Origin of the sequence: Maridesulfovibrio sp. (assembly GCF_965230075.1) — a bacterium.
In the GTDB taxonomy this organism is placed as follows: Bacteria; Desulfobacterota; Desulfovibrionia; order Desulfovibrionales; family Desulfovibrionaceae; genus Maridesulfovibrio.
In genome coordinates, this window is record NZ_OZ245945.1 from 1525153 (window position 1) to 1551012 (window position 25860).

The 25860-nt window shown below is 47.7% G+C and carries 23 protein-coding genes; 19 read left to right on the plus strand and 4 right to left on the minus strand.

Annotated elements, in window-relative coordinates; all coding sequences use genetic code 11:
• Nucleotides 1–74: 74 nt before the first annotated feature.
• The 5 genes from ACO05Z_RS06885 to ACO05Z_RS06905 all read left to right on the plus strand — a co-directional run bounded on the left by ACO05Z_RS06885 (nt 75) and on the right by ACO05Z_RS06905 (nt 5099).
• Nucleotides 75–1532 (plus strand): caspase family protein, encoded by a 1458-nt coding sequence (locus ACO05Z_RS06885; protein WP_421901419.1) that lies wholly within the window; start codon nt 75–77, stop codon nt 1530–1532.
• 1 nt (nt 1533) lies between these two features.
• Nucleotides 1534–2472, plus strand: coding sequence for a formylglycine-generating enzyme family protein (locus ACO05Z_RS06890; protein WP_421901420.1), 939 nt, complete (start codon nt 1534–1536; stop codon nt 2470–2472).
• Between the two features lies 1 nt (nt 2473).
• On the plus strand, nt 2474–3334 hold the full coding sequence (locus tag ACO05Z_RS06895; protein ID WP_421901421.1) for a formylglycine-generating enzyme family protein: 861 nt from the start codon (nt 2474–2476) through the stop codon (nt 3332–3334).
• Nucleotides 3335–3506: 172 nt separating this feature from the next.
• Nucleotides 3507–4676: an MFS transporter gene (locus ACO05Z_RS06900; RefSeq protein ID WP_421901422.1), complete on the plus strand. Its 1170-nt coding sequence runs from the start codon at nt 3507–3509 to the stop codon at nt 4674–4676.
• A gap of 285 nt (nt 4677–4961) precedes the next feature.
• Entirely contained in the window at nt 4962–5099 is a 138-nt protein-coding gene (locus tag ACO05Z_RS06905) for a hypothetical protein (RefSeq protein ID WP_421901423.1), read from the plus strand.
• 80 nt (nt 5100–5179) lie between these two features.
• Here the strand turns inward: ACO05Z_RS06905 and ACO05Z_RS06910 are convergent, their stop codons facing one another.
• Together ACO05Z_RS06910 and ACO05Z_RS06915 are read right to left on the minus strand one after the other, a co-directional pair.
• On the minus strand, nt 5180–7588 hold the full coding sequence (locus tag ACO05Z_RS06910; RefSeq protein WP_421901424.1) for an acetate--CoA ligase family protein: 2409 nt from the start codon (nt 7586–7588) through the stop codon (nt 5180–5182).
• 115 nt (nt 7589–7703) lie between these two features.
• On the minus strand, nt 7704–9209 hold the full coding sequence (locus tag ACO05Z_RS06915) for a sensor domain-containing diguanylate cyclase (RefSeq protein WP_421901425.1): 1506 nt from the start codon (nt 9207–9209) through the stop codon (nt 7704–7706).
• A 269-nt stretch (nt 9210–9478) separates the two neighbouring features.
• Between ACO05Z_RS06915 and ACO05Z_RS06920 the strand changes: the two genes are divergently transcribed.
• From ACO05Z_RS06920 to ACO05Z_RS06940, 5 genes are all read left to right on the plus strand, one after another.
• Nucleotides 9479–9814: a hypothetical protein gene (locus tag ACO05Z_RS06920; RefSeq protein WP_421901426.1), complete on the plus strand. Its 336-nt coding sequence runs from the start codon at nt 9479–9481 to the stop codon at nt 9812–9814.
• Nucleotides 9811–10449, plus strand: coding sequence for an endoprotease (locus ACO05Z_RS06925; RefSeq protein ID WP_421901427.1), 639 nt, complete (start codon nt 9811–9813; stop codon nt 10447–10449). Before ACO05Z_RS06920 ends, ACO05Z_RS06925 begins: the two co-directional genes overlap by 4 nt.
• A gap of 94 nt (nt 10450–10543) precedes the next feature.
• Complete coding sequence (locus ACO05Z_RS06930; protein WP_421901428.1) at nt 10544–11512, plus strand: major capsid protein; 969 nt, start codon at nt 10544–10546, stop codon at nt 11510–11512.
• Nucleotides 11513–11530: 18 nt separating this feature from the next.
• Nucleotides 11531–11923, plus strand: coding sequence for a Bbp16 family capsid cement protein (locus tag ACO05Z_RS06935; RefSeq protein ID WP_421901429.1), 393 nt, complete (start codon nt 11531–11533; stop codon nt 11921–11923).
• Nucleotides 11924–11936: 13 nt separating this feature from the next.
• Complete coding sequence (locus ACO05Z_RS06940) at nt 11937–12128, plus strand: hypothetical protein (RefSeq protein ID WP_421901430.1); 192 nt, start codon at nt 11937–11939, stop codon at nt 12126–12128.
• A gap of 66 nt (nt 12129–12194) precedes the next feature.
• On the opposite strand, the gene ACO05Z_RS06945 is transcribed toward ACO05Z_RS06940, so the two are convergent.
• The gene (locus ACO05Z_RS06945) at nt 12195–13103 is read right to left on the minus strand and encodes a universal stress protein (RefSeq protein WP_421901432.1); all 909 of its coding nucleotides are present in this window, start codon (nt 13101–13103) and stop codon (nt 12195–12197) included.
• Nucleotides 13104–13302: 199 nt separating this feature from the next.
• Between ACO05Z_RS06945 and ACO05Z_RS06950 the strand changes: the two genes are divergently transcribed.
• From ACO05Z_RS06950 to ACO05Z_RS06980, 7 genes are all read left to right on the plus strand, one after another.
• On the plus strand, nt 13303–15621 hold the full coding sequence (locus ACO05Z_RS06950; RefSeq protein WP_421901433.1) for an ATP-binding protein: 2319 nt from the start codon (nt 13303–13305) through the stop codon (nt 15619–15621).
• 138 nt (nt 15622–15759) lie between these two features.
• On the plus strand, nt 15760–16353 hold the full coding sequence (locus ACO05Z_RS06955; RefSeq protein WP_421901434.1) for a hypothetical protein: 594 nt from the start codon (nt 15760–15762) through the stop codon (nt 16351–16353).
• A 2-nt stretch (nt 16354–16355) separates the two neighbouring features.
• Entirely contained in the window at nt 16356–18452 is a 2097-nt protein-coding gene (locus ACO05Z_RS06960) for a hypothetical protein (RefSeq protein WP_421901435.1), read from the plus strand.
• Complete coding sequence (locus tag ACO05Z_RS06965; RefSeq protein WP_421901436.1) at nt 18449–18946, plus strand: hypothetical protein; 498 nt, start codon at nt 18449–18451, stop codon at nt 18944–18946. Before ACO05Z_RS06960 ends, ACO05Z_RS06965 begins: the two co-directional genes overlap by 4 nt.
• A 1-nt stretch (nt 18947) precedes the next feature.
• On the plus strand, nt 18948–19763 hold the full coding sequence (locus ACO05Z_RS06970; protein ID WP_421901437.1) for a hypothetical protein: 816 nt from the start codon (nt 18948–18950) through the stop codon (nt 19761–19763).
• 131 nt (nt 19764–19894) lie between these two features.
• The gene (locus tag ACO05Z_RS06975) at nt 19895–22594 is read left to right on the plus strand and encodes a choice-of-anchor R domain-containing protein (RefSeq protein WP_421901438.1); all 2700 of its coding nucleotides are present in this window, start codon (nt 19895–19897) and stop codon (nt 22592–22594) included.
• On the plus strand, nt 22594–22818 hold the full coding sequence (locus ACO05Z_RS06980) for a hypothetical protein (protein WP_421901439.1): 225 nt from the start codon (nt 22594–22596) through the stop codon (nt 22816–22818). Before ACO05Z_RS06975 ends, ACO05Z_RS06980 begins: the two co-directional genes overlap by 1 nt.
• A gap of 43 nt (nt 22819–22861) precedes the next feature.
• Here ACO05Z_RS06980 and ACO05Z_RS06985 read toward each other — a convergent pair whose 3' ends face one another.
• Nucleotides 22862–23848 carry a DUF3089 domain-containing protein gene (locus tag ACO05Z_RS06985; protein WP_421901440.1) on the minus strand — a complete coding sequence of 329 codons (987 nt, stop codon included), beginning with the start codon at nt 23846–23848 and terminating at the stop codon, nt 22862–22864.
• Nucleotides 23849–24081: 233 nt separating this feature from the next.
• On the opposite strand from ACO05Z_RS06985, the gene ACO05Z_RS06990 reads away from it, so the two are divergent.
• Nucleotides 24082–25266: an aminotransferase class I/II-fold pyridoxal phosphate-dependent enzyme gene (locus ACO05Z_RS06990; protein WP_421901441.1), complete on the plus strand. Its 1185-nt coding sequence runs from the start codon at nt 24082–24084 to the stop codon at nt 25264–25266.
• On the plus strand, nt 25257–25856 hold the full coding sequence (locus ACO05Z_RS06995; RefSeq protein WP_421901442.1) for an alpha/beta hydrolase: 600 nt from the start codon (nt 25257–25259) through the stop codon (nt 25854–25856). The genes ACO05Z_RS06990 and ACO05Z_RS06995 overlap by 10 nt, the downstream gene beginning before the upstream one ends.
• The last annotated feature ends 4 nt before the right edge of the window (nt 25857–25860 follow it).

Here is a 25860-nt window from a genome sequence, read left to right on the forward strand (position 1 = left end):
TTTAAGCCGGAAGGTCACATATGCGTATCGTTTTGATTTCTTTTTTGATCTTAGGCGTTATGTCAGGAAATGTTTTGGCTAAAGATCTATGCCTTGGGGCTAGGACATTGGCTGATGTTGCTGTGAAAACTTTTCAGAAGGATATGAAAAAAGGACTTTCCAGCATGATCAGGGCTTCCAAGATGTGCCCGGATGATAAGGCCATTAGCTATAACTTGGGAGTCATGTATTACAAGTACAAACGTCCGGACAAAGCCTATGAAATCCTTGCTCCGTTGGCAGAAAAGTCCGGAACTGCAAAGGATGCAGCCACAGTTGGCTGGCTGGCCTTCAAACTTGGGCGTTATGATCTTGCTGAAAAATGGGCCCTTAAGGCGGGGGGCAAGGATAAAAGTTCAGCCCGTCTCAGATTGGAATGTTATTATCGCAAAGGGAAATATCGCGAAGCCATGAAGTATGTCTCCGCACGCCAGAGCTTGTTGTCCGGTGAGAAGAAGAAAGCAGCCGGGTATATGGTTGAGCAGCAGTGGCAATTGTTCCGTCGTGGTGACAAGGAATTGGCTTTGCAGGGGATGGCTGAACTTTCTCATGAATTTTCTGGAGTACCGTTGTTCAGCGAAGAGGTTTCCAAAATGGCCGTTGCCCTTGGTGATGATTCGCTGATTCCGTTGCCGGAACCGCTTCCCGATCAGGTTGCCAGTGCGCAAGGGGCCGGAGTTTCTGCCGTAGCCGGTACTTATTCAGAGGCTTTGAAGATTCGGGGAACAAAGCAGACTGCAAAAACAACAGACAAAGCCTATGCCGTGATCGTAGGAATCCGTAAATACCGGAATATAAAGGGGCCTCGTTACGCAGATAATGATGCGAAGCAGATGTATAATCTGCTGACCCGTAAGGCCGGGTTCAAGAATGACAGTGCGCACGTGAAATTGCTTTTAAATGGTGAAGCTACCTACGGCAATATTATAAATGCTGTGGATTGGCTGGATAAAAAGGCAAGGCTAAATCCCGGTGCAAAGATCGTTTTTTATTTTTCAGGACACGGTTCACCTGTACTGACTGCGGACAGGAAAGGTTTTGCAGATGGGCTGTTAGTACCCAGTGAAGCTATTCTCTCGGGTATTAGTTCCCGTACCGCCATATCTATGAAGGAGCTGGATCAACAGTTCGGCCGCATCAAGAACCGGAATGTGGTCATGATTATCGATGCCTGTTTCTCGGGGCCTAAGTCGGCAACAGGCATGAAGTTAATTGTACCAAAGGTAAAGAAGTCTTTTCTCTCTTCAAAGAAGCAGGTCATTACGGCATCCGCAGCGGACCGTCCTGCTGAAGAGTATCCGTCCGGCAGACAGGGGGCATTCAGCTATTTTTTCATGAAGGCAATGCTTGGCGAGGGGGATAGTGACGGTAGCGGCTGGGTGGATACGCTGGAAGCTTTTAATTACGCCAAGGCTAAGTTGCAAGCCCTTGATCTGGACCAGAATCCGCAGGTCAGCACAAAGACCAAGGTCAAGCTTTGTAAGGTGAAGTGATATGCTGCGTACCCTGTTTTTGCTTGTATTGATGCTTTTCATGGCTGTTCCGGGTCATGCGGTTGAGCCGGATGTGTTTATTGATCTTAAGTTCCGATTGGACGGTCAAGGGCGGGAGAAGGAGAAATTGTCGACATCCGGTCAAGCTAAACCATCGACGATATCTTTACCGAAAGGTTTTCGGCTCGCATCCCAGCGAAATGAACCTAAGCCCGGAACCAGTTGGAGTGATCCGGTAACGGGTATGACGTTTGTCTGGATACCGTCCGGCTGTTTCATGATGGGCGATAAGAAAGAGGCAGGCTGGGAAACATCTAGGCATCAGGTCTGCTTGGACGGTTTCTGGATGGGTAAATATGAAGTTACTCAGGCTGAATGGAAGAAAGTCATGGGGAATAATCCGGCATATTTTAAAGGGGATAGGAATCCTGTGGAGCAGGTTTCATGGAATGACGCCAAAAAATTTATTCAAAAATTTAATGTAATGGGGCGGGGTGGATTTAGCCTACCCAGTGAAGCCCAGTGGGAATATGCGGCTCGTGCCGGGATGACCGGGAAATGGTATTGGGGGGATTCCAATGAGTCTATCTGTATTTACGCCAATGTAATTGACGAATCTTCATTACGCAGCAATTTGGGTGTTTGTAATGATTTATATAAATTTGTGGCCCCTGTTGGACAATTCAAACCCAACGGTTATGGCCTGTACGACATGATAGGTAATGTTTGGGAATGGTGCGAAGATACATACGATCGCAAAGCTTATTCAGGACATTCGCGGATTAATCCGCTGCATTCAGGTAAGGGCAAGCAACGCGTTGTGCGTGGCGGCAGTTGGAGCGATGTATATGATAATTCAAAATGTTCAACGCGTTATGCCAGTGACCGCGATGATGCACGTAATTATCACTTTGGCTTTCGATTGGTGAGGGCGAAGTAAAATGCTGCGTAATTTTTTTCTTCTTATCATTTTATTTTCTCTGGCAACTCCTGTCCTCGCGGCTAATCCCGACGAATACATTAATCTTGAGTTTCGGAAGCAAACGCAGAAGAAAAAGCATGCCGAGTCTCCGGCTAAGCCATCTAAATACGGCATGATTCCCAAAGCAGGGCAGGTCTGGACCGAACCGACAACGGGTATGCAGTTTGTCTGGGTGCCGGATGGGTGTTTTATGATGGGAAGAGAAAGGGCAGGAAGTAAGCCTGTTCACAAGGTTTGTTTAGACGGATTTTGGATGGGTAAATATGAAGTCACCAATGCTCAGTTCAGGAAATATCGTTCGGGTCATTTCAGTGCTGCTTTTAAAGGGCAAAACTTAAATGGAGCCAAGCAGCCGGTTAATGTCTCATGGAACAGTGCTGCTGCTTTTGCAAAATGGCTGTCAGGTAAAGGGAAGGGGAAGTTCCGCCTGCCTACCGAGGCTGAGTGGGAGTATGCGGCCCGGAGTGGACATAATTACTGGTATGCTGGGGGAAATAAGCCGGATTTGGTGTCATGGCACCACCTTAATAGCAGAGGGCGTAGCCATGATGTGGGAAGCTTATCGCCAAACGGGTTTGGACTTTATGATATGAGCGGCAATGTCTGGGAGTGGTGTGCGGATTGGTATGATAAGGATGCCTATTCTAAGCATGCAAAAAAGAATCCTTTGGCTGCAAACAGTGCCAGCAGGAAACGCGTGCTCCGTGGAGGGAGTTGGGATGACGGTCCAAAGAGCGGTTTCGTTTTTACTCGCTATTACGGACATCCCAATTATTCTCATGAGTATTTTTACGGCTTTCGTTTGGTCAGGACGGAGTAATTGATTTTGCATTAATAGATCGCAATAGTTTTGGTTTCAAACACAAATCCCCGCCCTGTATTCTGGGTGGGGATTTGTGTTGTCAGCTGAGAATTTGTTTGCGGAGCAATGATAAGAGGTGTAATTAATGTGCGTATTTGATGATAGCACCTCTGCCGGGAAGGAAACTCTGATGAAAACTCTTCTTAAGATACAACTTGCGGTTTTTGCTCTCGTTTCAGCGTCTTTTACCAATATCTATCTTCCGCAACCTGTGTTGCCGATTCTGCAGTCAGAATTTCAAATAAGTCCTGTGCAAGCTTCTTTTGCTGTTTCTTTTGTCATTCTGGGAATTGTGCTTTCCAACCTGTTTTTCGGTTATCTTTCGGATAGATATCCGGTCAAGCCTATAATTGTTGTTGGCGGTATTTTTGTTGCTGCTGGCGGTTTCATCTGTTCATTGACTCATAACTATACTGTGTTGGTAGGCTCAAGGCTGGTGCAGGGACTTTTCATTCCTGCCTTGACTACCAGTATCGCCGCATGGCTGGCTCGAACTCTTCCGGCCAAGCGATTAAGCGTGGTTATGGGATCATATGTATCGGCCACCATTCTGGGGGGATTGGGAGGCAGGCTTCTTGGAGGTTGGATTCATCCTCCTCTGCATTGGAGATATGCGTTTACCACAGCTTCTGTGCTAATTTTGGTCACGACTGTAATGGCTGTGCTTATCCTGCCAGCGAGCGGAGAGAAAGAGATTGCCGATGTGCGCTCCAGCAATGGCAAGGAAACGTATTTTTCACTGTTTAAGCGTAAAGAATTGTTGTTGATCTATGCATGCGGGGCCGGAAGTCTGCTCATCTTTTCGCCTGTTTTTAACTATCTGCCATACAGGCTTTCACAATCTCCGTTCGACCTTTCCACTGAGACAATTACTCTTGTTTATCTAGTCTATGTCCTCGGTATCTTTTTGGGCCCCCTTGCCGGCAGACTCAGCAGCCGTTTTGGGGGAGGAGTGATGCTGCTTTCCAGCTCAGTACTTCTGGGAGCTTCGCTTATGTTGCTTTTGTTACCGTCAATTACAGCTGTTGTTGTCGGTCTGCTGGGAGTTTGTGCGGGATTTTTTACTATCCATACCGTGGCGGTTGTGCTTTTGAACCGCAAGCTGACCTGCAGTCACGGCAAAGCTAATGCCTTGTATGTTTTGTTTTACTACACCGGAGGCTGGCTGGGTATTACCGGAGCTGGCTTTGCATATGAATATGCGGGCTGGAAAGGGGTGATCATCTTTCTGGCAGGTTTTCTGATCATTCCATTGAGTGCTGGATTGCTTGAGCGTCGAATAGAGAATAGGGCAATTTGATGTTTTTTGTATAATGAATATAATTCACTAGGCTTGGGGGAATGACGCACATCTTATTTTGTTGATAGGTCTTTTTTATACGTGATTGAATTAGTATTCAGTTTTGTTTTGCTTTTAATTTTAATGTCTTGCAGTTGTTTAATGAATGTGAATATAAAATGTGAAAAAAAGAATTAATTGAATCTCATTGACGAGGTGTTTTTTCTGCGTACACTGAAAGTAAGTTCTTAAAAAGAAATCTAAAAAATGATTTTTGACTGTACTTTTAGTTGTAGGAGCGTTTTTATGTTTATGTGCTGGTTGTGTGGAATTGCAAGATTTGTTGAAGATGTCTTTTTTGCTAATGCTGAAAAGGCTTGTGTTGTTGTGGAAAAAACCAGCCGTGAAAATAAACTATCCAATCGTTACAACGATAAGTATTAACATATTTCGATAGTCATTCCTCCTGAGAGATGCAGGCCGTGGTTCGTTGTTGAGCCACGGCCTGTCTTTTTTAGTGCTATTTAATCGCAGCCGTGCGCTAACCGGATTACTTCAGCACGCATACGTGCCTTGGAATATAAGGCTATTGCCGCTACAGCGCGGTCGCAGACCGGAAAGACCGGAATACCGTTTTCAAGCAGCTTGTCTCTTAATGGATCGTAAAGTCTACCTCCATCCACCACAGCAAGTACCGGCTTGTCGCTTTTTTTGACAATTTGGATGAGCAGGTTGCCGAGGGAATTTTCATCCTCCATTGAAAAAGCGGGAATTGTCGGCTCGGCCAAGGTGTGCATGGACGGGGAGAGCGGGTCCAGCCCGATAACAATGGAATCCACAGCCGAATCTTTGGCGAGTATTTCGGCCATACTTGCATGGATCATGTCGTTTGACCCCGGGGTCAGGTCCAGCGGATTTTGGATGGTAACCAGTGATTTTAACTTCTTAGCTTCCAGAATTTCGTTGATAGTTTTGACCGATTCTTCGCTGAACCGGGCCAATTCAATATCATAGTCATCCGACTGGATGGAATCGGCCATGCCCACAGCTTCGAATCCGGCTCCACTGACTGCTGCAAGCCTGTCGCCGCAAATGGTTTTACCGCTCAGTTTTTCTGCCAGCATGAACAGGTCCTGAAATTCCTGAAAAGTACGAGCCACGATTGCTCCGGCCTGACGTACGCAGCTTTCGCAGACCATGTAGTCTCCGGCCAGTGATGCGGTATGTCCGCTGGTGGCAGTTTTGCCTTCCGGGGTCCTTCCCGCCTTGTAAAAGACTACTTCCTTGCCGTTCATTACTGCCTGACGTACGGCCGTGCAGAATTCCAAACCGTCAAGGTCATTGAAGCCTTCAGCGTATACCGCAATGACATCCACTTCTTCTGAATCCTTAAAGTAATGAACCATGTCTCCAAGGGTCAGGTCAGTCTGGTTACCCATGGAAACCATATATGCAGGATTCAGTTCCGGGCATTGGCTGGACCGGAAGACCATGAAGGCCCCGCTCTGACTGATCAGGGCTGCGCGCTGGTATGGAGCGTTGCGGTCTTTGGGCAGTTTCTCGTCAGGAATGAACCATGTATCGTAACCGCCGGGGCGGGAAACCACTCCCATGCAGTTCGCTCCGATGAATACCGGTCCTCCGTCTTCTTCAGCATGTTTTTCATTGATGCTGGTTATTACTTGTTCCGCACGTTCTTTGCTGTCCTCAGTTTCACCCATGCCTCCGGGGATGAGCATGACGCTCTTGGCGCAGTCCAGTTCAATTACCTTATCCACGAGGTCTGGGACATACTGGGCAGCAATGGCAACCACGAACAGGTCAAGTTGGTAGTCCAGTGCGTCAAGGCTTGGAACACAGAGCACGCCGTCTACCTCCTCGCATCCTTCACGAATTACGACCACATCTTCTTTGGCATATCCTTCTGCCAGAACATTATCGAGGATGATTCGCCCGAAGTTCCGGCGGGTAGAGGAAACTCCGATGATGCCGATTTTCTTCGGGTGGAGCAGGTTATGGATTTTCTTGACCGGACGGGCCAATGGCATCTTGTCCGGTCTTGAAAAGCGGCACAATCCATCCAGTGGAACCATGAGGTATTCAGTGAAGGCAAAGGGGTTGATTTCCAGTTCATCAATGACGAATTCTGCCTTGGGATTGGAAGGTGAAAAATATTTACCCATCTCAATGAAGGAATCAAAGCATTCAATGAGCTGTTCATCCGTAACTATCCGGCGTTGTCCGCGAGTTAGTCCGGCCAGTTTTTTATATGAGATGGTATTTTTAAAGAGCTGAAAAAAGGATTGCCCATCGACCATTTGTACGGATGCGGCAACAATAGCCTGTCCTTTACGAAACCGTTCGGCATAAAGTTCGGTGTCTGTTCCGCCAAGCCCAGCACTGATGATGGTGCCGAATTCACGGGTCCGGCGGAGTCCTACAATCAGTTCATTCCCGAAGGAATCGGAATCCGGTGGCATGAATTGTACTTGCAGCACTCCCTTGAGGTCCCGGCTGATGGCTTTGATCAGGGATTCACCGTGTAATCCTTTGTATTCTTCCGGGGCGTGGTCTGGATCTCTTTCAATATATGCGGCGAAGTTTTCGGGTACTTCGTACATCATGCCGCGAACGGCGGAGCGGATCTTGGACGGTTCTTTTTTTACAATGCGTACTCCTCCAACTTCCGTTTTGTGGACGATAGTCGGGGAAACTATTTTCAGTACTGCTTTTTCTCCCGGAATAGAGGTCAGTTCCTCATCTGAAAACCGTGCACCACGCGGGAGCAGATTAGCGGCCGGGGGTGTCTCCGCACCGGAGTTGGCCAGCAGGTTGTATACTTCATATTCAAAAAGATAATCGCGGCCTTCATTGTCGGCATTGCCGAAGAGGTTGCTGATAGCTTCAAAGCTAATTTCATTTTCAATAAACATGTGTGCTCACTTTGCATGTAATTAATGTCGTAATAGACATATGCCACATCTTTATTGGAAGGTACAAGACGGAGTTCTGCGTAAACAACCGCAGCTATCGCATATGGAGTTAGACTTAAATTTTCATGGTTTCGTTACGGGTCTGTGTATAGCAGCAGTTGCGGCCCATATGCTTGGCCTTATACAGGGCTGCATCAGATCGGAGCATAATCTCTTTCGGCTGGTTGTCTCCATTCTCATAACAGCTGACGCCGATGCTAACCGTGACGTTGAGCTGTAAGCCATCAGCGTTAATCTGTAATTGCTCAATGGAGTTTCGGATTTTTTCCGCTGTGCTGGCAGCTCCTTTGTAATCAGTCTCGCTCAGCAGCATTGCAAATTCTTCACCGCCCAGCCGGCAGCAGATATCTGTTTGGCGGCAGAGCTGCTGCATTGTTTCGGCTACGTTGACCAGTACGATGTCACCGCGGTCATGACCATGTTTGTCGTTGATCAGTTTAAAATGATCGATGTCTACGATCAGCAGGGCCAGTGGACGTGAGTGCCTGCGGGCAAGGCTGAATTCACGCTCCAAGATGGGAGTAAATTTACGCCGATTAGGTAGTTTGGTGAGCGGGTCCAGCATAGCCTGTTCCTGCAGTAGATCCTGATAGAGAATTGACTGTTTTTGGTGCTTAGCGAAAAGGGTAAAGGCTACATTTGAGAAGATTATCAGAATAGCCAGACCGGCTAACATGATCCAGAAATAGAGCCACCATTCTGCAAGGATTATTTCTTCGCTGGTAGAGGCAAAAGCAATAAATGGGTAGTCCCCTACACGTGTGAAAACTATTTCCCGTTGTTTTTTATCGAAGGGAGATTTTATTGAGTTGGTTCCATTGTCCTTGCAGCTGGCCCAGAGTTCTTTAAGAGGTTCGTAGTTCTTCAGAGCAATGCCGGTATCCGGCAGGCGCATTAGAATATTGCCGTCGCAGGTCCCCAGTGCGATGGTGGTCCCTTCTGGTATTCCGAGCTGGGCAAAGTCTTTTTTAAAGTGATTGTAATCAATGAGTGCTGTGTAGATCAGTCCAAGTTTTCCCTGTTTGTTTTTAAATCCAACGCTTACTTCAAAGTAAGGGCTCTCTTCTTGTCTATTCTTGTGGAAAATTCCGCTGACATAGAAGTTGTTCTCCTGCAGGTCAGGTATATGGGTTTTGATCTTTATCTCTTCGATGATTTCGGATGGAGTGGGTTTACCTGCCCTGTGCAGTATGTTTCCATTAATGTCCGAAATAATCAGGTTTAATACGAAAGGATTGAATTTACGGCTTCTTTGGAGCAGATCTTCAACAATATAGTCGTGAGAGTGATGGTCGTCGATATCTCCAGCGTGGTCATCAAGGGCAATGTTTATAGCGTTGTGAATAGTGTGCAGCATCTGATTGATGCCTTCCAGAGTATCAATGGTGTGGTAGGCGACAAGCTTGGCAATGAACATATTCTGCTGGCGCACTTTTTCAAATTCAGCTCGGTATTGCTTGATCATGAAAAAGGAAGATATACAGACGATTGTAATCAGTAGGACTCCGCCAGTGATCAGACCGATTTTTAAGGATTTGTGGGGGTGTTTAGTTGGACTCACTGTTTCTCCGGATGGATTGTTTGGAAGTCATTATTTATTATTTTACGGGAAATTAAATTATAAAACCATATTAATAGAGAAAATCCTACCAATATGGTTGGTTGTTTTGAGGGGGGGGAAATTTTGGAAAATACACAGGGCGGACCTGAGTCATCTGACTCAGGTCCGCCCTGATGCATATTATGTATTTCGAAGGGGCGGATGAGGTTGTTTCACGAACCGCATCACCTTAGAAATATAGTCTATTTTGAATAAGGAGGCAGGATTTAATGACAACGGACTCCGGTTTTCTGGAGGATGAGCAGCGCGCGGCTGAAAAGGTCTGTGATGAGCAGCGCAGGATCAACGAACAGTTTCTCTCCGATGTGCGGAGCACATTCAACACTCCGCACGGCAAGAGGGTCTTCACCTTTTTGCTGGAACAGGGGGGAGTGAATGCTATCTTGTTCGCCAGTGAGAAAGATATCTACCGTAATGTGGCTGTTCATGATTTTGTGATTGAAAATGTTCTTGGTCCGGTGATCACTGCTGATGAGGAAATCTACCTTTCCATCATTCGTGAGCGGGCTGAGCAAATGAGAAATGAAGAGGAGGAAATAAAATGATGGATTTTCCGGTTGGTGATGATCCGCAGCCGGATCATTATTCTCCAAAGGCAAAGATGAAAGATGAGGTGGCAGAACCTGTTCTCGGCGGAGATTTTTTACAGGATGATGAGACCCTTGAAGAACAGGAGGGGGCTGTCATTGAAGAAGCCGAGCAGCTGATTGAAAGTCCGGTCCCCGGTGCGCCTGAAGCGTATGAGTTGGATTACGGAATGCCGGATGGGATTGATCCGTATGTGGATCATCAGTTCCGGCAGTTTGCCCACGAGAACGGGGTCAGCGGTGAGATGGCCCAGAAACTGGTGGATTTTCATAATTCCCTTGAAGCAGCCCGGTCTCATGATTACCAGACCCAGACGGGTGAATGGGAGCGCCAGACCCGCGCACTACCCGGCTGGCACGGCAACAATTACCGCAAGAATATGGGGGTAGCCAATAAAGCCCTGCAGGCTTTTGCTTCCCCGGCCCTTGCGAAGATGATCAGGGAATCCGGATTTTCCTGTCACCCTGAAGTGGTTAAGGCATTTTACAATGTCGGCAGGCGGCTCACCGAAGACTCCTATGTGGACAGCAACAGGAACACTCCCCGCAAGAAAACTATCGGGGAAATCCTGTATCCCAACCAACCCATTTAACCAAAACGCTTAGCGTATTATATTTCTGAACGCTCAAAGCGTCCATTACATCAAGAGCTCCCAAGAGGGCCGAATCTCGTAAGGAGAATTAATTATGGCAACTCTTGGTATGAACGCACTTACCCTTTCCGACTGGGGCGGACGTCTTGATCCTAACGGCAAGGTCTCCGAGATCACCGAAGTTCTGGCCCATACTAATGAAATTCTTGATGATGCAGCATGGGTCGAGGGCAACCTGCCTACCGGTCACCGTACTACTGTGCGTACCGACCTTCCTACCGTAAGCTGGCGTAAGCTTAACTACGGCATCAAGCCCAGTAAGTCGCGCACCAAACAGATCGATGACACCTGCGGCATGCTTGAATCCTATGCGGAAATGGACAAGGCTCTTTCCGATCTTAATGGTCATTCCTCCAATTTTCGAACTTCCGAAGAGCGTGCTTTCCTTGAAGCAATGAACAAGGAATTTGCCGATACCTTTGTGTATGGTGATACCGCGCTGGAGCCTGAAAAATTTCTTGGTCTTGCGCCCCGTTTCAATTCCCTTGAGGACAAGAATGTCATCAACTTTGGCGGCACAGGTAACAACTGCACATCCATTTGGATTGTGTGCTGGTCGGATCAGACTGTGCATTTTACTTTCCCTAAAGGCAGCTCCAATGGCTTGAGCCACAAGGATCTCGGTGAAGTTACCCTCGAAGATGCCAACGGAGGCAAGTATCAGGGGCTGCGTACCCATTACAAGTGGACACCCGGCCTTGTAGTCCGTGACTGGCGTTATGTGGTGCGTATTGCCTCCATTGACCCCAAGAACCTTGGTTCCAATTCCCTGCGCCATGCGTTGATCGAAGGTCTGAACATGATCCCCAATACCAACATGGGCCGGACTGCCATCTACTGCAACCAGACTGTGAAAACCCAGCTCGATATTGAAGCGTCCGACAAAAACAACGTCATGCTTAAGACCGAGAACTGGGAAGGCAAGCCCGTAACCACTTTCTGGGGCTGCCCTGTGCGCCGCGTGGATTCCATTCTCAACACTGAAGCAGCTATTAGTGCATAACCAAAAGGAGTAAATAATATGTACCTTGATAAAGAACTTTGTTTTTGTGAGGAGCAGGCCGTTTCTGCAAGCGCGGTGTCCCAGAATGTAATCAATGTAGGTGAGGATTGCGGCTCCGGCGGTAATGTCAGGCTCAAGGTTATGGTTGACGGTGAGGATTTTGCTAGCCTGACCAGTCTGCGCGTGGGTGTGCAGGCTTCCGGTGCTGAGGATTTTTCCCTTTTTGATACCCTGTTTGAATCCGGCTCCATTCCTGTGGCAGAGCTTAAGCAGGGCTATAGTTTTCCTCTGCCTTCCCTCCCTGTATCGCACAAGGGATTTCTGAGACTTTCCTTTACTGTGAGCGGAAGCAACGCCACTGCCGGAAAGGTTAGCGGCTACCTGATTATGGATGATCAGACCAACATTTAAGGCTGGTGGGTAATTGAAGTACGTTTGTAAGAAAGATTGTTATGTGAAGAATCCGCAGGGTAAATTGCAGCATTTCAAGGTCGGGATGTGTGTTGATTATGCTGATGGAGCAGAAGTTGCGGAGCATTTTGAACCGATGGGCGGTGTAAAATCCAAGCCTGTTGTGAAAAGGACTGTTTGTGGCAAGAAGATGAATGACAAGTAGTTCTTGATTTCGACAATAAAACCCCCGGTTCTTACGAATCGGGGGGTGATTTTTGTTGGGGTAGAATCATTTTACAGGAGAGACGAAACCGGCCGGTTTGATGGCCAGCAATGATTCCGTGAGAGAAATGGCTACCTTTTCCGCGGTATTGCCGATGAGTAGTCCGGCTATGCCGGAGCGGGCCACGCTACCCATGACAACTATATCCATTTTCTTTTCCAGTGCGTATTCAGGAATCAGTGTTCCGGGGTCACCGTGCATGATTACTTTACGTGGTTTTTCCTGAAAATTAGCAGCGTCAAAGATATTTTTGAAAGCTTCTTCGCTGCTGTTTTTTTCATAGTCCAGATATTTTTCCACTTCTGATTCAGAAAAATACGGGTTGGCCGTGACACTTTCGAGATAGCCTTTCCAGCAGTGCATGACATGAAGTTTACCGCCGAGAACACGATTCAGTTCTGCTGCATGTGCGAGGATGTTGCGGTTTAGGGCCTCGTTGCCCGGTGAATTGTCAAATGGTCCGACTGCGGCGAGAATTCTCACCGCTCCACGCCAGAGGTGACCATGGTGGACCCAGACCGGGCAGGGGCATTTTCGCAATAAGTGCATAACCGTGCTGTCCGGGGCCTTGTCCTGCTTAGCCGGGGGGCAGATGACCAGATCGTATTTTTCTTCGTTGACCGCTTTGATACATTCAATAAACCCTTTGCCCCAACGGGTTGAGAATCCTATCCGGTTTTGTTCGATATTTTCTTTTTCCAGAGCAGCCCTTAGATTGGCATTGTGTCCGTCGAGGATATAATTTTTTAGGTCTTTTCCCTGAGTGTTGAAGTAGTCCAGCACTGATGTTTTGGGATTTTCAAAAACATGAAGAACGGTAAGTTCTGCTCCACTTTTGTCTGCAAAATCAAGGGTGTGTTTAATAAGGGGAGTGTCTATATCCGTACCAAGATGAAGTAGTATCTTTTTTATCATGCTATCCTCTTTTATTTTAAAAAAACTGTGCAGACCTCAGCCAGAATGGAGGAGGACATTTTATTGCACTTTAGCAGGTAACATATATAAAAAACAGGGGGGTGAATTATAATTTTGCAGAAAGTAACGCTACACTGGATTGGTCGCTATCATTATGCCTTGCGTAGATTTAGCCTCTGAACTGTGCTAGGTAATATATATGGCAAAAGTGTTATGCAAATATGTATGCGCTGGTTTTATGCGGCTATGCGGACTTGTATGTATTTTTCTTTTTTTTTCTTTACCTGTCCGTGCTGACGAGGTGCGTCATGTGCTGGTGCTGCATTCTTATCATTCAGGTATGTCGTGGATCGCTAATATTGAACAAGGAATTCGCGATACCCTTTTAGTCCCTCCCTACAAAGACCTTGTTCTCCATATCGAATATATGGATACCAAACGGTACCATTCCTCTGAGCACTACGCACGAATTAAAGATATGTTCAGGGCGAAGTTTGCAAATATAAATTTATCGCTGATCATGTCTTCGGATAACAATGCCTATGATTTTTTGCGTGAGAACCGGGACGAACTTTTTCCAGCAACACCGGTGGTTTTTTGTGGAGTGAATAATTTTGCGGACGAGCAAATCAAGGGGCTGAAAAAGTTTACCGGAGTAGCGGAAATAATGTCTTCGCGGGAAACCGTTGAGGTCATACTCAAACAGCTGCCGGAGACAAAATCCATTTATGTAATCAATGATTACCTCAAAACAGGGCGGGCTTGGGAGGCTACCCTTAAACGGAACCTTACATCCTTTAAAGGTAGTGTCCGTATTGAATACAATGAGAATCTTACCATTGGCGGTTTGAGGGATAAGATTCAATCCATGAAGGCGGGCAGTGTTGTCCTGCTGGGGGTTTATTATTCAGATCGGGACGGTAAATATGTAACATACGAGAAGCTGGGTAGTATGCTTACAAAAGACAGCCCGGTTCCGGTATATTGCCTGCTGCGCTTTAATCTTCGTGATGATGTCATAGGTGGTAAAGTCATCAGTGGATATCATCAGGGCGTTATGATGAGTGAAGTGGCCCGTAAGGTGCTTGCGGGTGAAAATGCCGATGATATCCCAGTTATGAAGATCGGTGCCAATGCATTTATTTTTGATTGGCAGTCACTTGATAAATACGGGATTCCTATTGAGTTACTCCCGGAAGAAAGTGTTATCCTCAATGAGCCTTTTTCGTTCTATGAAGAATATTTTTATCTTGTCTGGAGCACTGTTTTTGTCTTTTGCGCAATGACTCTTCTAGTGATTGTCCTGATCAAAAATGTTTTGGCCTTGCGAAAAGCCCGTAGAGATCTTGGACATTCAGAGCTTAAGTACCGCTCCATATTTGATAATGCTCAGGAGGGGATTTTTCAGACCAGTGTTAAAGGTAGAGTGTTAGCGGCAAATGCGGCTTTTGCTGAAATCTTTGGATATGATTCTCCGGAAGAAGCTCTCCATGTATTGGATAGTGTCGGGAAGAAATTATATTTTGAAGAAGCAGATCGTAATATTCTGCTTACAGCAATGCGGGAGAAAGGAACACTTACAGGCTTTGAAGTGAAAATGAAGCGCAGGGACGGTGAGATAGTCTGGATTACTATGAATGCCCGCAAGACTACTGATCAGGATGGGAAGGTCATTTTTGAAGGCTCTGTGGTGGACACGACTGAAAGGAAGCTGAATGAGCAACGTATAATTCAGTCCGAGAAAATGATGTCTGTCGGTGGCCTTGCAGCCGGAATGGCACATGAAATTAATAATCCTTTGGCCGCCATAGTAGGTTCTGTCCAGAACCTGCAAAGGCGGTTGGGCCGGGAGAGCAAAAAGAATTCTAAGATTGCAGAAGAATGCGGAATATCGTTTTCAGCAATAACAGAATATCTTGAACGAAGAGATTGTTTGAAATTTCTGGATGGCATTTACGAATCAGGAATCAGGGCAGCGACGATTGTCCGTGGAATGCTCAGCTTTAGCCGTAAAAGCGGCAGTGAATTTGCGCCCCATAATTTAAGTTCAATCGTGGATAATACTCTGAGCTTGGTTATGAAGGGGTTTGATTACAGTAAAAATTATGATTTTAGGAAAATAAAAATAATTAAGAAGTTTAGCTCACAGAACATGCTGGTAAAATGTGATGAAACCGAAATTCAGCAGGTCGTATTAAATTTGTTGAAGAATGGCGCTGAGGCCATGGGTGAGAAGTCCTATGAAGAAGGTGGGCCAAGTTTTGTTCTGCGTATCTATAAGGATGAATCCTCAGCTGTGTTGGAGATAGAGGATAATGGTCCCGGTATGGACGAAGAGGTACGCAAGCGGATACTCGAACCGTTTTATACTACCAAGTCGGTTGGCAAGGGCACCGGGCTGGGGCTTTCTATTTCGTATTTTATCGTAACAAGACGTCATAGTGGTGCCATGGAGGTTTTCTCCGAACCGTATGAGGGAACTCGTTTTGTTATCCGTCTTCCTATTCATGATGGATGATCAGACGTAAAGAAATCACAACTAAATCGCTATCGGGGCGGACTTGAGTCGGGTTACTCAGGTCCGCCCTCAATTTTATCCTGACTATGCAAAGGAGATCGAAATAAATCGTATTTCCTAAACATATCAGGAGAAAATATGGCTGTTTCAGAGGTTAAAATCTGCAATCTTGCCTTACGAAAACTTGGGGCGAGGCTTATCGAATCATTGAGCGACAGTTCGCAGGAAGCTGTTACCTGTTATCTTTTTTATGATCAGGTCCGTGATGCGGTGCTTCGAGAGCATCCATGGAATTTTGCGGCCTCGCGTACACGGCTGGCTAGGCTTGCAGATAATCCGGCTTTCGGCTTTGCCCATCAGTATCAGCTTCCTTCAGACTGCCTGCACCTCAGGCAACTTAATTCCCCGGATGATGATTTTGTGGTTGAAGGAGACAAAATTCTTACCGACCGTGACGGGGCTTCGGCTGTTTACACCATGAAAGTGACCAATCCGGTCCTTTTTGATCCCTCGTTTGTGATGGCTTTTGCGGCTCGTCTTGCTGCGGAAATGGCTGACGACATTACGGGTTCCACAACCAAGGCCCGGGAAATGTGGACCCTATATCTTAATGCCATGCAGTCTGCGCGCTTGGCCGATTCAGCTGAAGGAAGGGAGGATAACATCCCCAATGATCCGTGGTTGGAAGCAAGGGGAATTCACGGCATGGATTCCCCGGTCTGGAGGGCGTAACCATGTCAGTTTCCCTTATCATGACTAATTTTAGTGCCGGGGAACTTTCACCCCGGCTGGGCGGCAGGGTAGATCTTGCCAAGTATGCCAACGGGCTTGCCGAGCTTGAGAATATGTTCACCCATCCTCACGGCGGAGCCTCCCGGAGGACCGGATTTCGCTTTATCCGTGAGGTCATGGGCCGTAACCTGCTTCCCTCTACAACTCTTAATTCCGCGACAGGCTGGATCGTGGGTAGTGGGTGGACTGTGGCTTCCGCCAAAGCTACTTGTGACGGAACCCAGACTGCTAAATCAATACTCAGCAGGGACTTGAAGCTTGTTGCGGACCGCATTTATGAGATCAGTTTTAAGGTTAGCGTATACCAGTCCGGTTCAATCAGTATCAGTGCTGGGAGCGGGAGTTTGAGTGAATTTGTGTCTGCAGGCGGAAATTATGCCTTTCGGTCCAAGGCAGATGCAGACGGATTACTTTCCATTATCGCTGATGCGGATTTTTCGGGTGTTCTTGAGGCTGTGCAGGTCCGGGAAATCAACCCTAAGACTCGGTTGATCCCTTTTGAATTTTCTACTGAGCAGGCTTATGTACTAGAATTTACCGACCACAATATTCGTATTTTCAAGAATGGTGGAATCGTCGTGGACGAGCAGGGCGATCCTGTAGAGGTAGGAAGCCCATACACTGAAAGCGATTTGCCGGGAATCCGTTTCACCCAGTCTGCCGATGTGATGTATCTGGTCCATCCCGAAGTGCAGCCTTACAAGCTTTCACGCACATCCCATGTTGATTGGAAGATGGAGCTTGTCGCATTCAGTTCCCCGCCGGGAGATTGGAACAGCGATAAGGGGTTTCCGTCTTGCGTGACATTTTTTGAAGAACGCCTTTGTTTTGCCGCCAGTCCGTCCAGTCCCCAGACCATCTGGATGAGTAAAGCCGGATCGTATGAGGATTTCGGGGTTTCTGCTCCTGTGGTGGATGATGATGCCTGTACCTACACCCTTTCAGCAGATCAGGTGAATGCTATCCGCTGGATGGTCAGTTCCAAGAAGCTGATTATGGGTACTTCCGGCGGGGAATGGTGGCTTTCCGGGGGGAGCAGTGCGGACGCGGTTACGCCTAACTCGGTTATGGTCCGTCGCGAAACGACCCACGGGTCGGCGTCAATTCCCCCGGTAGTTGTGGGCGGAGTGATGATTTTCTTGCAGCGCGAAGGACGTACTATTCGGGAACTTTCCTATTCCTTTGAGGCTGACGGCTACACAGCCCCGGATCTGACTATTCTTGCTGAACACCTGACCCGCTCTAATTCTATAACTGAATGGGCTTACCAGCAGTCGCCTGATTCAGTAATCTGGATGATTCGTGATGACGGTACCATGGTTGGCCTGACTTATCAGCGCGAACATGAAGTAGTCGGCTTTCACCGTCATTCCACAGATGGAAAATTCCGTTCCGTATGCACCATCCCCGGCCCAACGCAGGAGGAAGTCTGGACTGTTGTTGAACGGGAGGTCGGCGGTATTGCCCGTAAATATGTTGAGCGCATGGAGAACCAGTTTATCGGTGAAGGTTCGGTTGATGCCTTCTTTGTTGATTCTGGGCTGACTTATGATCAAGGAGTAGCAGATACGGTTTTCAGCGGCCTTGAACATCTAGAGGGGAAAACCGTTTCCGTACTGGCTGACGGTGCCGTGCGTCCGGATGTTGTGGTTAAAGACGGTTCTATTACCCTTACTGCTCCTGCCAAGGTGGTCCATGCCGGGCTTCCCTATGTTTCAAATATGAAGACTCTGCGTCTTGAGGGTGGAGCAATGTCCGGCGGTACAGCTCAGGGGCGTAAGAAACGCATCTCCCATGTCATTGTGCGCTTGTTTCAATCCTTGGGTCTGCAGGTCGGGTATGACGGAGAGCATCTGGAGCGTGCCCCGTTCCGTACCTCGGCGGATAAGGTAGGCGGTGCTCCGGCTTTGTATACCGGAGACTATGAGGTCAAGTTCAACCGCGGCTATGACCGTGACGGGCAAATCTATATCCGGCAGGATCAGCCCTTGCCGCTCTCTGTTCTGGCCTTGATACCGGAAGTTTCAGTGTACTCATGAGTTCTTTGGATAATGGATCATCTTTAAAGCTGGGTATTCCCACTCTGGAAGATGTCGATTTTGTGGCTGCTAATATTCGTAAAAGCGATCGCCGGGATATGGCAGGTTTGCACCCCGGAAAATCAGTGCGCGAAATCATCATGGGTGATGTGGAGTATTCGAAGTTTGTTTACGGGCTGTTCCGTGATGGGGACATTCAGGCAATTTTCGGGGTCATACCCATGTCGTTCGGAGTCGGCACCCCGTGGGTTGTTGGTAGTACTGCTGTGGATAAGAGTCCGTTGCCGTTTGCAAGGGCATCCCGGAGGTTGTTGGATATGCTCCAGCGTTCATTCCCTCAGCTGGATACATGGTTTTGTGCACAAAACACAAAAAGTGTGCTCTGGCACAATTGGTGTGGTTTTGAATTTGAAAAGGAAAAAGTTCGGCTGGGCAGGGATGAGTATTTCCATGCCTTTCGTCGGGTAGCAAGACGCAAGATGGAGGTGAATTAAGATGGCAATGGGCGTTATTTATAATTATGGCTCGCAAATGCTTGCAGGTGCCGCAAGCAATATGGCCATGGGAGCAGCCACAAGAGGAATTTCAGGTCAGGGAACTTCTTGGAGTAATGTCGGTTCGGATGCTTTGAGTGGTGTTTTTGGTAACGGTGGAATGTCCGGTGGGAGTCTTAGCGGTTTAACGGGGCATGGGCTTTCCAATATGATTGGTACGGGGAGTACCTCCGGCGCCGGAGGTGCAACCTCTGGATCATCTGCCGGGGCAGGTGGAAGCCTGCTTGGCGGTGGGGGCGGATCAAGCTACTTGGGTATGATGACCCAGTTTGGACAATCTGTTCTTAGTGGAAGTCAGGTGCGTAACGAGGTGCAATACAATTCCCAGATGTCTGAGGTGAATAATTACCATCTGATGCAGCAGGGTATATATAATCGCAGTGTCAGTTACAAAGAAGCTCAGCTCATCAAGCAGGATGCTGAAATCAAGCTGGCGACTCTGCGACGCGAGCTTTACCGCCGCAACCATTCTATTGCCGGGCATAAGGGCGTGCGCCTGGATTCCGGTTCTGTTGTGGATGTGCGCGAAGATACTATTCGTCAGGCCGCTTATGATACTGAAATTGTGAAATATCAGGCGGAAATAAATTCCAACAGGATGATTGAGCGTGGCGACCTGTCGGTTTGGTCCGCACACAGCAGGTCGGTTTTAAACTCCAATGCTACACAGGATATTACAAATAAAAATGATTCATCAGTAAACAGTTCGCTTTTGAATCAGGGGATGAGCATGGCCGGGAGCATGTTGAGTTCATAGATAGGCGGATAATTTTTCCAGCATAGTTTTAGGGCGGACCTGAGTCAGGTTACTCAGGTCCGCCTTTCTTTTTAAATTATAACTAGAAGGCAGGTTTTTGAGTAAGTTAGTAATGTTAACAGGAGTAATTTATGACTGTGGTTTCAAGCAGGAACACTATCACTTTTGCAGGAGACGGTGTTCAGAGTTTTTTTGACTTTAACTTTCGTATTTTCAGGGCTGAGGACCTTTGCGCTGTATTGCGTAATGGCGAAGGCAGGGAAGAGCGGCTGATGTTGGGCAGTGATTTCAAGATTGTTTCTGGTGTGGGGAGTTATTCGGGAGGTCGGGCGCAGTACCCGATTAGCGGAGAACCACTTCCCGTAGGGCAAAGTATCACTTTTTACCGGGAAATTGCCTACACGCAGGAATTGGAACTGGTGGATAATGATCCCTTTTCCGCACAGCTTTTAAATGAAGCTTTTGACCGGGGGGTGATGCGTGACCAGCAGTTGCAGGAGCAGGTTGACCGGGCCTTGAAATATGACATTTCAACCCCCGTAGAAGAGCGCTTTACCCCGCAGGAAATGGTACAGACCATTACCAATGCAAGGGATGAAGCTGTAGTCGCTCGTAGCGGTGCCCAAGAGGCTGAAGGTAATGCCTGGGGGATGCTTGTTGATGCGCAAGTGGCGCAAAACGGATCAGAAGCAGCCCGTGACACAGCTTTGCTGGCTCAGTCGGCAGCAGAAGATGCAAGGGATTCTGCCATCCAGATTGCCGTGGGTGATTTAAGCCCTTTACGGAGTTCCCCCCCTGTGCTGTCCGCTCCGGCTGAGGCCCCGGAAGGCACGACTGTTTTAATTGTAATTACCGACCATACCGACGATGGGATCACTTCGTATGAAATTAATACCTTCGGATTCGGTTCTATTTCAATTTCAGGGAACACCATTAGCTGGGTTCTTGAATCCATAGCTGCTGATGTTACTAAAAGCATTGAAGTCATCAGGAGACGACGGGGAGAACTCTATTCCGATACAGCTACGCATAAGATGTTGGTTAAGGATATTCCTGTGCAGGACGGTGCGACCATGGTTTTTACCGATTCAACTGCTGGCTATCCCGGTGCAACTGTTGATTCTGCCAGTATCCATGCCCCGGCCCATTCTGCCGTTGGTGACAACCCGCACCAGATTGTTTCCGCCAAACCGGAAATCCTCCAAACCAGCGGCAAGCTGGTTATACTGGACGGCACAACCGAATCCGTTCTCAGGTTGGCAACACTAGTTGCCTCTGGTGATGTAATTATCACCGACAAAGGCGAGGCTGTCGTAGCTAGTGTTGAAGCCTCCGGCGATCCCTCAACTTTATTGCTTGATACATTTGAGGGTGCGAGAGACGACGGATTACGTCTTCATGGCTCATACAGCCCCGGCGGGACCCAGTTTACCCCTACGAAAAATTACACGGTGGATACAGTTACGTTAAAAGCTGGGGCCTCTGTTAATACTGATGCCCAGTGCTCAGTAGCTATTTTTTCAGACAATAACGGTGTTCCCGGTGTGAATCTGTCCGGGTATGGTCCAGTAGTGCTCCCTGTAGCCAATCAATTATGTGAAATGTCTGTACCTGCTGTGGAGTTGACTGCCGGAACAAAATACTGGGCAATGGTGCAGAATACTGGAACGAATTACACCGCATTCTGGAGCAACCCCGATGCAACCTCACCGCCTAGTTATCGGGCCACTGGAATGTCCGGCGTGTGGGCCATGAAAGTGATGTCTTCACCAACGGTTGAATACGCCGCCACACTAGTTCAGCCCTTGACCGGGGTCCCGACAAAGGCAGTGAAGAAGCAGCCTATGCAGATCAGGGTAGGTGCAGGCGCAGTAGGTGAGTATCTGGGACCGAAGAAAGCCTTGTCGCTAAAAAGTGGAGCAAGCTCAGATGCGAAGATTGTTGTTGAAAGTCACGAATCCATCAAAGATAAATATTTTGGAGGTCTTCATAAGCACCTTTTGATTGGCGGTCAGTTGGTCGAAGTTGAGTTCGTGGAGGAAGCCCAGACTCCCATAACTGAATCCACCGCAGCGCGGGGATGGGGCGGTGTAGCCTTTGGCCCGTTAACTGACGCTGACGGCGTAGAGTGCGCCATTGTAGTCGCGTTGGGCGATGCGCGTGTGCAGCGTGCATGGGGGGCTACTGGTACCGATGTGTCGCAATTGGATAATGTTGTTGCCTCTGGCGGTGTTGATTCCCATACGGGCGTATATAATACCGGAATCCAAGCGGGGCTTGAGTGCGCAGCTGCATCATATTGTGAAGCCTTCACCCTTGAAGGAAAAGCCGACTGGTTCCTACCTAATAGGCAGGAGCTTGCAGATATTGTGTCCAACCATGCTTTGATAGATGCGGAGGACGATTCCACCAGCAATAAGTTTTCCAGTCTGGTCGGGGAATATATTTGGTCCTCCTCCGAGCAGGGCGCAGATACTGCCTACAGATACAGGCCGGATGGCTACAATGATGGACAGACCAAAACCGTTAGTCATTGGGTCATCCCCTGTCGGAGAATTCCGATAGCTGAGTTTACTAAAACTGTTGTCACCATCACCCTGAAAACCGCATTGGCGCAGGCTCCGACTGATGCCACAGAGATTGCTATTCCCAACCGCTGCACCCTGACCCCGGACAGCTATACTCATGCCTTTGACGGCGACGACCTCAAAATTACCGGAACAGAAATTGCGCTGGAGGATAATCCTAATATCAAGCGGCTGGCAATGGCTGTGAGCGGGGACGGGGTCACTTTCAAGGGTGGTAAAATTTATATCAAGGAGAAATTGTAATGAGCGAAATGATTCATAAAGTAGAAGAACAGTCCGGAGTCTCTATTCATCGCGAAATTCCGGCAAAGAGAAGTCATGAAGATTTTGATATCGGGCAGATGAGTTTGCAAACCCGGGCTGCATTCAGCCGGGTTTGCAGGGATGGTTCAGCTTCACCGGATGATTACAGACATGTGTTTGAATCCGTGCTGGGCCGGAGCGTAGTCAGTGAAATTTTGCAATAATAAATAAGCTAGGGGTTGGTGATAATGGTCACCAACCCCTAGCTTATTTGTGTCTTTTTAAATAGGCTTCGCAACGTTGCTTCACGTTTTTTTGCACATTGTAGAAAAAGAAATCGTAATCGTATCGATGGTAGACCTCTTTTCCCAGTGACATGTTTAATTGTTTTGCCACTTCTCCTTTGGGAGTTGGTATTTCAAGCGCCCCTGCTTCATTTATGCGCGCAGCGGTGAAATTTTTGATGAGTAATTTCTTGCCGGGACTGAGGAATATTTTAGCTTTTATATTCATGGATGCCGGGAATTCATCTGTGGCAGTATTCCACGAAAGCGGATTCACGCAGCGCGCTCCATTTTTTATTGTGGGAGAGATTCCATCGGGGCCGATTGTATTCCAAGTGATTAAGCATCCGGTCTGTTCCGGTTTTTCACTCAGCTTAAGACCGAGGTCGTGGAGGTCTTGATTTGTGAAGGTCCATCCCGGCATGTAGGCAGCAACAAGTTTGTTCTTATCCAATAGCTTCGGTTTATTGCGCAGCAGTGTTTGCAGAACAAAAGAGCCTTGGCTGTGGCTGGCCAGAATGAACGGGCGCCCGTTATTTAAATTGTTGAGATAGTATTTGAAAGCGGCTTCAATATCTGCAACCGGGGTCTTCAAGTATTCCTGCAGATGCTGATCGTCCATTTGAAGCACTTCAATATTCATCTGGCGGTAGCGGGGGGCGAAAACATTGCAGGAGCCGGCATAGGCGGCTGTTATCCATTGAACCGTATCACGGTCAGTTACGTGATTGAGCTTCTGATCGTTTAAGTCAGCGATCAGGCGACCGTTTGCAGGCGGACCGTATGTTGTGGGGTGTACAAAGAAAACATCAACCTTATGCTTAATGTTCTCGTCTTTTATGGACCAGAATTTATCTTTAGAGTAGTCGGGCTCGGCCGGTAATTGTGCTGTGTTTTTGATGTTGCAGGCACAGAGGGCAACGGCCATGGTTAGCAGAATAAAATAGGTAGCAAGCCTTTTGATCGACATGTCTTTTCTCCTTCTAAGATGATGTATAACAGTTATAGTTTTAGTCCTCATGCTGTCAACGATGCGGGCCGGGTTGAAGGTTTTGCTGCGTTGGAATATATGGTTTGCACATTTGAGATCTTAAAATTTTTATTCACTTGAAAAACATGGTTGCTATTCTGGGCCATGAGTCTTATTTTTCCTGTTCAGCATTTAAAACTTCCTTTTATTTTTTACTGCCGGATTTAGTTTTTATGACTCCAAAGAGTTTTTATCGCCGTATTGAGGGCGAGTTGGCTGATCTTGAGAACAGCTCTCTGCTCAGAACAATTCCCGAAGTGGATTGCGGTGCAGATAAGGAACTTGTTTTCCAGGGCAGAAAACTGCTTAACCTTGCCTCCAATGATTATCTCGGACTTGCCAATGACGACCAGCTTACCAGCGCTGCAGTTAAGGCTGTGGAACAATACGGCTGCGGTTCTGCCGCCTCCCGGTTGGTGACCGGTAATTTCCGTATTTATGATGATTTGGAGCGTGAACTTGCTTCTTTCAAAGAGCAGGAAGATTCCATGCTTTTCACATCCGGCTATGCTGCCAATCTTGCTATCATGGATAGTTTTGCCGGGCGGCGCAGTGTTGTTTTTTCAGACAAGCTCAACCATGCCAGCATACTGGATGGCATCAGGATGTCCGGTGCGCGTCAGGTTCGCTATCGCCATAATGATATTGCTCATTTGAAGAAGCGGATGGAAGCCGCAAAAGACGCGGAAGACAGAATCCTTATTACGGATACGATTTTCAGCATGGACGGTGATCTGGCCTATCTTGAAGAGATTGCCGACCTTTGCGATTTTTATGACACCATGCTGGTTATTGATGAAGCCCATGCTGAAGGAATTTTCGGTTCGGGTAAAGGCATAGCCTATGAACGGGGGATTGCCCAACGCGTGGATTTACATATGGGGGCTTTTTCCAAGGGCTTCGGCTCTCTTGGCGGGGCTGTTTCCGGGCGTAAGGATCTGATTTCTTACCTGCGCAACAAAGGGCGTTCCTTTGTCTTCAGCACTGCTTTGCCGCCTGCTGTTATCGGCGCAAACCTTGCCGCTTTGCGCCTTGTCGTCGAGGACCCGTCTCGTGGGGATAAACTTTTGCGCATGAGCCGGGAGTTGAAAGGTCACCTTGAAGCCTGCGGTTTTGATTGTGGTCAGTCCGAAAGCCAGATAATCCCGGTGATCATTGGCGATAATGAAACTGTACTCATTGCCCGTGACAGGCTTATTGAAAAGGGAATTTACGCTGCTGCCATTCGTCCTCCAACCGTTCCCGAAGGGACTGCACGACTGCGTCTTTCCCTGCGCGCAGATTTAACTGAAGCAGATTTGCAGAAGATCAAGGATGCTTTTGCCGGGTTGAAGGTGGAGTTGGAAGAATGTGTATAGTTTTTGTCGGCGGGTGGGCTACTTCTAGGCAGCAATATCCTTTGTTGTCCGAGTCTGCCCGTTTTTTGGTGCCGTTCACGGGCTTTGAGCCGAATGAGTTGCCGGAATTGATTGGTCGCGGGGGCGATGTGCTGGTGGGATGGTCTACCGGAGCACATATGCTTTTGAAGGATTGCCGCCATTTATTCGGATTATATGGAAAGGTCCTCTTGATTGCTCCCTTTTTATCGTTTACCGACTCTTTTCCCACACGATTGATTAAAGGTATGATAGCCGGAATGGAGAGTGATCCTGCGGCGGTGGTCAGTTCGTTTCATGAAAATTGTGGTGAGACTAAGCCGCCAGCATATGATCCGGCAGACCATGACTTCCTGATTGCCGGACTTGAATATCTTATTACTTCAAAGATTGAACCGGACGAAGTTATGAATTTATCTCATTGCACTATTGCTCACGGTTCAAAGGACCGCATTGTCCGTCGTAAGGCTTTTGAAAAGCTTACGGCAGTAATTGAGGAGGCGGAAATCCTTAATTTTGAAGGCGGCCATAAAATTTCTGAAACACAATTAATGAGTATCATCAAGGGATAGAACT

What these genes read in the sequence shown, in the direction of transcription:
- ACO05Z_RS06890 (WP_421901420.1), top strand. Translation starts at nt 1,534, where the DNA reads ATGCTGCGTACCCTGTTTTTGCTTGTATTGATGCTTTTCATGGCTGTT.
- ACO05Z_RS06895 (WP_421901421.1), top strand. Translation starts at nt 2,474, where the DNA reads ATGCTGCGTAATTTTTTTCTTCTTATCATTTTATTTTCTCTGGCAACT.
- ACO05Z_RS06900 (WP_421901422.1), top strand. Translation starts at nt 3,507, where the DNA reads ATGAAAACTCTTCTTAAGATACAACTTGCGGTTTTTGCTCTCGTTTCA.
- ACO05Z_RS06905 (WP_421901423.1), top strand. Translation starts at nt 4,962, where the DNA reads ATGTTTATGTGCTGGTTGTGTGGAATTGCAAGATTTGTTGAAGATGTC.
- ACO05Z_RS06910 (WP_421901424.1), bottom strand. Translation starts at nt 7,588, where the DNA reads ATGTTTATTGAAAATGAAATTAGCTTTGAAGCTATCAGCAACCTCTTC.
- ACO05Z_RS06920 (WP_421901426.1), top strand. Translation starts at nt 9,479, where the DNA reads ATGACAACGGACTCCGGTTTTCTGGAGGATGAGCAGCGCGCGGCTGAA.
- ACO05Z_RS06925 (WP_421901427.1), top strand. Translation starts at nt 9,811, where the DNA reads ATGATGGATTTTCCGGTTGGTGATGATCCGCAGCCGGATCATTATTCT.
- ACO05Z_RS06930 (WP_421901428.1), top strand. Translation starts at nt 10,544, where the DNA reads ATGGCAACTCTTGGTATGAACGCACTTACCCTTTCCGACTGGGGCGGA.
- ACO05Z_RS06935 (WP_421901429.1), top strand. Translation starts at nt 11,531, where the DNA reads ATGTACCTTGATAAAGAACTTTGTTTTTGTGAGGAGCAGGCCGTTTCT.
- ACO05Z_RS06945 (WP_421901432.1), bottom strand. Translation starts at nt 13,103, where the DNA reads ATGATAAAAAAGATACTACTTCATCTTGGTACGGATATAGACACTCCC.
- ACO05Z_RS06950 (WP_421901433.1), top strand. Translation starts at nt 13,303, where the DNA reads ATGGCAAAAGTGTTATGCAAATATGTATGCGCTGGTTTTATGCGGCTA.
- ACO05Z_RS06955 (WP_421901434.1), top strand. Translation starts at nt 15,760, where the DNA reads ATGGCTGTTTCAGAGGTTAAAATCTGCAATCTTGCCTTACGAAAACTT.
- ACO05Z_RS06960 (WP_421901435.1), top strand. Translation starts at nt 16,356, where the DNA reads ATGTCAGTTTCCCTTATCATGACTAATTTTAGTGCCGGGGAACTTTCA.
- ACO05Z_RS06965 (WP_421901436.1), top strand. Translation starts at nt 18,449, where the DNA reads ATGAGTTCTTTGGATAATGGATCATCTTTAAAGCTGGGTATTCCCACT.
- ACO05Z_RS06970 (WP_421901437.1), top strand. Translation starts at nt 18,948, where the DNA reads ATGGCAATGGGCGTTATTTATAATTATGGCTCGCAAATGCTTGCAGGT.
- ACO05Z_RS06975 (WP_421901438.1), top strand. Translation starts at nt 19,895, where the DNA reads ATGACTGTGGTTTCAAGCAGGAACACTATCACTTTTGCAGGAGACGGT.
- ACO05Z_RS06980 (WP_421901439.1), top strand. Translation starts at nt 22,594, where the DNA reads ATGAGCGAAATGATTCATAAAGTAGAAGAACAGTCCGGAGTCTCTATT.
- ACO05Z_RS06985 (WP_421901440.1), bottom strand. Translation starts at nt 23,848, where the DNA reads ATGTCGATCAAAAGGCTTGCTACCTATTTTATTCTGCTAACCATGGCC.
- ACO05Z_RS06990 (WP_421901441.1), top strand. Translation starts at nt 24,082, where the DNA reads ATGACTCCAAAGAGTTTTTATCGCCGTATTGAGGGCGAGTTGGCTGAT.
- ACO05Z_RS06995 (WP_421901442.1), top strand. Translation starts at nt 25,257, where the DNA reads ATGTGTATAGTTTTTGTCGGCGGGTGGGCTACTTCTAGGCAGCAATAT.